Raw genomic sequence first — 4705 nt, forward strand, 5'->3', positions numbered from 1 at the left:
ACCCGATGCCAGAGGCGATGCGAATGGTATCGGCGCAGGTTTCGGGGGCCATGCCAAAGCCATCTTCCAGATCGGCTCAGACCGGTCATTGTGCCCGGACTTCGAATGCTGCGGTTGCAGTCCGAATTTCTGACATTCGCAAGACCTTAAGATAGACTAGCCACCAACACTGTAGGTGTTTTATGTCTGCATGATTGCAACTTAGTGGATTCTTAGATCGCTAACGATGATCAAGAAACTGGTAAGCGCAAAATGCCGACTTGGGCGACTCTTCTGATTGCCGCGTTCGGGGGCAGTCTCTTTGCCTCAGGCGCGACGGTTGCGACAGGTTACCTTACGTTTTCGAATCGCGATCGAGAGTTAGACCTTCAGCTGATTGAGACCAGCCTGGGTATTCTACAAGGAGAACATGACCCTGAAAGCGCACAGGACGACAGTGCCGCTGTGGCTAGAAAGTTCGCCATCTTGACTATAATGCGCCTCGCCAACACCCAGCTTACTGATGAAGAAGTTAGTACATGGGTGGATGGTGGCCAAACTCCGTTTCAGAACACTGCATTGGGCCACTTGATAGACACAGTGGCTTTGGAAAACCTGCGTGAACGAGAGCGAGCTGGTGGAATTGAGATGCCTGGCATTCTATTCGAGATTATCAACGAGGATGGAAAGTTCAGATACATGTCAAACGGGACGCTTATCCACGAACAGACGAATGGCACCACAGACTACTATGTGGATGGTTCCAGATTGCGATAAGCGAGCATTCCCACATCATTGATGATTTGGTTCCTCTCGCTCCAAAGATGTGCCTGTATCTATGGGTTCACTAACCTAACCAACGTTTGCGGCCTATAGCCGACATCCGACCCATTGGTTCAATGCTGCGGCAGCAGCCCGCTTTGCGTACCATTCGCCGCGAGTGCAAAACCTGAAGTGGGCTCGAAGTCGGGAGTGCGGGATAAACCCGCCATCCGACATACTTTTGCTTAAGTCTGAATGTCTGATTGCAGCCATTTGACTGGCTATCGTTGAACAGCAGCATTGGGCCTTTGCAATCTATGATTTCAAGCCTTGATGCTGGCCGCCATCTCTCTCATATGGCGCATGTCCAAACCGCAGCAGCCGCCAACAACAGAAAGTTCCGGGAACGTGCGGACAAGTCGGGCAACCTCCACACCGAGTTCCTCTGGATTGCAATCGTCCAACTCTGTTGCATTGTCCAGTTCAGCATGGCTGCACTGCGAGGCGTTTACAACAATCCCTTTCAACCGAGGTTGGCCTGTCAGAACATGACTGAAATGTTCGGGATGCGCACAGTTGACCATGAAATAAGCAGCTGCCCCATCGGTGAGCGCATCGACTCGATCAATCGCCTCTTCCAACCCAATTCCGTTATCTAGGCACCCATCGGTTTCGACAACGAATGAGACAGCAATCGGCAAACCGAAATCCTTTGCTGCCAGTACGGCTCCTGCAGCTTCTTCGACTTGATTGAAAGTATACGCGTTGACCAAATCGATTCCGGCATCAGCTACTGCGCCGATTTGAATTGCATGATAGGCGCGAGCGTCGGCGACTGTCATTGGGGGAAGCTTGGCATAAGCATCACGGGAAGGACCTTTGCAAAGGGCCACTAAAACATCATCGCGTTCGTCCTTGTCCCGCAAGTTGCACATCAGCGCCAAAGCTTTTCGGTTCAAATCTGCCAGTCGGTCCACACTATAGCCAAGCGGCGCCGCACGTCGCGGTTCGCCATCCATGTGAGTGTGTCGATGATGCAGCCCAGATCAGCCTCGGCTGCCACCTTCATCAGATCATGCATTTGCTCGACAATGATCGGTTGGGCCTCGGTGTCCTCTACCAAGGGGAAAGACGCAAACCCTGGCAGTTCGACACCGCGATTGAAAATAAGATCCGTTCCGGTCGCTGCGAAGACAAGAAATCGCTTGTCCGTTTTGTGCGGTAAAAGCCGGTTCATCAATCACCACCTCATCTATTCCGATTTCAAATTGGATTCTACAAATCGAGGCAAGAAAGTGCAAATCTTCGACCTTTGAGCAACCTCATTTCTTGACTGCAACCGGGTAGGGTCCTTGGGCGAACCAAGCTATCAGCCCACAGAATTGCGGCAACAAGACGCCTTGCGGACGTTGGCGCTCCTTGCAGCATTCGTCAAAGTGGGCTCGATTGCTGTCGTTGGAGCATTTGCAGCATCCAAGCCCATCCCATGAGATCGGCCATCGTGGACAGCCCACTCCGGACGTTAATCAGCTGGGCAAGTGCCGCGCTGCAGCTTCGTCAAAGCGAGAAATTCTGGCCCTCGGTGGTAGGAGGTTGGGTAACAGAGCATGCGGTATCCTGATGGGATCAAAAGCCCGCCCTAGCGACCGAGCTGGAGAATGGAACTTGCAACAGTCCAGCGTCGGTGCAACGGGATAGATAGTTAATCAAGGCAATAGCGAACCCGAACCAGTTTTTTCACTACCCATCCCTGAGCGAATGTCTGTTTCCCTCTCCTTTAGTTCCGCATAGCTGACTGGCTTGCCAAGCAGGTAGCCTTGCACCTCGTCACAACATTCCTTCACCAGCGCCGTGAATTGACGCTGGGTTTCGACACCTTCGGCTGTGACTTTCAGATCAAGGGCATTTGCGAGCGCGAAAATAGATCGGACCAGATCCTCGGAGCGACGATCGTTGTGCATGCTCGCGATAAATGTCTTGTCGATCTTGATCTTGCTGAAAGGGAATTGCGTCAGATACGACAGTGAGGAGTAACCGGATCCAAAATCGTCGAGGCTGATCGCAACGCCGAGAGCTGCGATCGCCTCCATCGTTTCCAGTGTTTTTTCAGTTTCCTTGATCATGACCGTCTCGGTGACCTCAATCTCGAGACGGCTCGGGTCAAGTCCGGAAACCTTCAGCGATGAGATGATATCCTCGACAAGGTCAGATGTCATGAATTGAACAGGAGACACATTTACCGAAACACGGGAGGTGCTGTCCAGACCGGCAATATCGCTGCAGCTCTGGATGAGAGCCCAACGTCCCATCTCGGAGATCAAACCGATCTCTTCTGCTATGGGAATAAACTCTTCCGGTGACACCGCTCCCCGAATAGGGTGCTGCCAACGCATCAATGCCTCGTATCCGACCGCTTGATTGCTGTGCAGCTCGTGTTGCACCTGATAGTGCATCTCCAATTCGCCGCGTTCCGATGCGGTCCTTAGATCTCGCTCAAACTCGCGGCGGTTGCGCTCCTCTTCGGCAATTTCAACGTCAAAAAGGACAACCTTGCCGCGGCCTTCGCGTTTTGCTTTGTAGAGAGCTAAGTCAGCACCAATCTTGAGATCGGAGCTATCATCGCCAAACTGAGATAAGGCAATCCCGATTGAGGCGCCCACGTTCGATTGCACTCCGTCAATCATGATCTGTTCGGTCGCAGCGGTTTGCAAACGCTCCGCCAATTTAAACGCGTCGTTGTCGGAAAGACACGGGACCGCAAATGCAAATTCATCGCCTCCGACACGGGCCGCCAAGTCGCCGTCGCTGACGACATCACCGAACCGAATGGACAGCTCCTTCAGCAATGCATCACCTGCTGCATGGCCTTGGCTGTCGTTGACCGCCTTGAACCGGTCGAGATCAAGAAGAATGACAGCAACTTTCTTGCAATTCAAACGTCCTGAATGCCAGTCATCAAGCATCTGCAGCATCGCCTCGTCAAATCTACGGCGATTGAGAAGCCCTGTTAAACCGTCATATTCCGCCAGATACCGGGCGCGCGTCTCTGCCTTGATGAGTTTTTTTTCGCGTTCGCGCGCATCGGTTACGTCTGTATATGTAACGACGCCGAGACCGCCATCGTAACGGCCCGCAATGGCGATAACCTTGTTCCCAACCCGTCGTTCCGCCGCCACCGGCCCTCCGTGGGTCAGGTTTTGACGGAGGCTCTTGATGTGATCGTCTCCTGAGCCTCCATAGTCACCTCGATCAACAGCGAAACGCACCATATCGAGCCAGTTTCTTCCCGGATCGACCAGACAAGTCGGCAGATCCAGCATCTCCGCGACCTTGGAATTGCTCCACAGAATTTGTTCACGGTCATGGATCATGAGGCCTTGAGCCATGATACCAGAAGTCTTTTCGAAGAATGTCCTGCCGAGATCATGGTTACGTATCTTCTGAAAGACGATGCTTGTTAACGATTCCACGGTTTCGCACCGCAAGCTCCACCCGGCCGAGTGGGCCCGACGTTCTAGCGAATTTTCGTTCAGTTCCTCTGTTCCAGTGAAGATCATCGGGACCGGAGCGCCGTGAGACAGAGTGGACGGATCAAGTGAGAGAAAATTTGCAATTTCTGTGCTGGCGAAAAGCACATTCTGTCCGTCATGCACCAATGTGCAGACGTCCGAATTTGTCGAACCGGCAGGTTCGATTTCTCCTACTAGCGAAGGGATCCCGGTCGGCATGTCGTTCTCGCAAAATGATAGGAGCTGCTATACATCCTCATTTTCGCTTCGAAAGCACTAATTTGCGGCGAGAATAAATCGTCGATTTTAGTTAAAGCGATGTGCGTTCACCGACAAAGTGGACCAAAGCCGCCATTCATCGAAGTCGCAGCATCGATTACTCTGGGCTTATTTTGTTGAAGAAGTCGCTTTGATTTGGGAGGATGGCCGCCTCGCTGCGTTGGTCGCGGGCTTAT

General features: G+C 52.5%; 4 protein-coding genes. 1 reads left to right on the plus strand and 3 read right to left on the minus strand.

Features of this window, described 5'->3' with window-relative positions; genetic code table 11:
* Positions 1–252 precede the first annotated feature (252 nt).
* The gene (locus Q1A20_RS25910) at positions 253–756 is read left to right on the plus strand and encodes a hypothetical protein (RefSeq protein WP_299919685.1); all 504 of its coding nucleotides are present in this window, start codon (positions 253–255) and stop codon (positions 754–756) included.
* Between the two features lie 308 nt (positions 757–1064).
* Here Q1A20_RS25910 and Q1A20_RS25915 read toward each other — a convergent pair whose 3' ends face one another.
* From Q1A20_RS25915 to Q1A20_RS25925, 3 genes are all read right to left on the minus strand, one after another.
* Positions 1065–1718: a homocysteine S-methyltransferase family protein gene (locus Q1A20_RS25915; protein ID WP_299919687.1), complete on the minus strand. Its 654-nt coding sequence runs from the start codon at positions 1716–1718 to the stop codon at positions 1065–1067.
* Positions 1697–1978, minus strand: coding sequence for a hypothetical protein (locus Q1A20_RS25920; RefSeq protein ID WP_299919689.1), 282 nt, complete (start codon positions 1976–1978; stop codon positions 1697–1699). The genes Q1A20_RS25915 and Q1A20_RS25920 overlap by 22 nt, the downstream gene beginning before the upstream one ends.
* 469 nt (positions 1979–2447) lie before the next feature.
* Positions 2448–4469 carry an EAL domain-containing protein gene (locus tag Q1A20_RS25925; protein WP_299919692.1) on the minus strand — a complete coding sequence of 674 codons (2022 nt, stop codon included), beginning with the start codon at positions 4467–4469 and terminating at the stop codon, positions 2448–2450.
* Positions 4470–4705: the final 236 nt, after the last annotated feature.

The organism is uncultured Roseobacter sp., from assembly GCF_947501835.1.
Classification (GTDB): Bacteria; Pseudomonadota; Alphaproteobacteria; order Rhodobacterales; family Rhodobacteraceae; genus Roseobacter.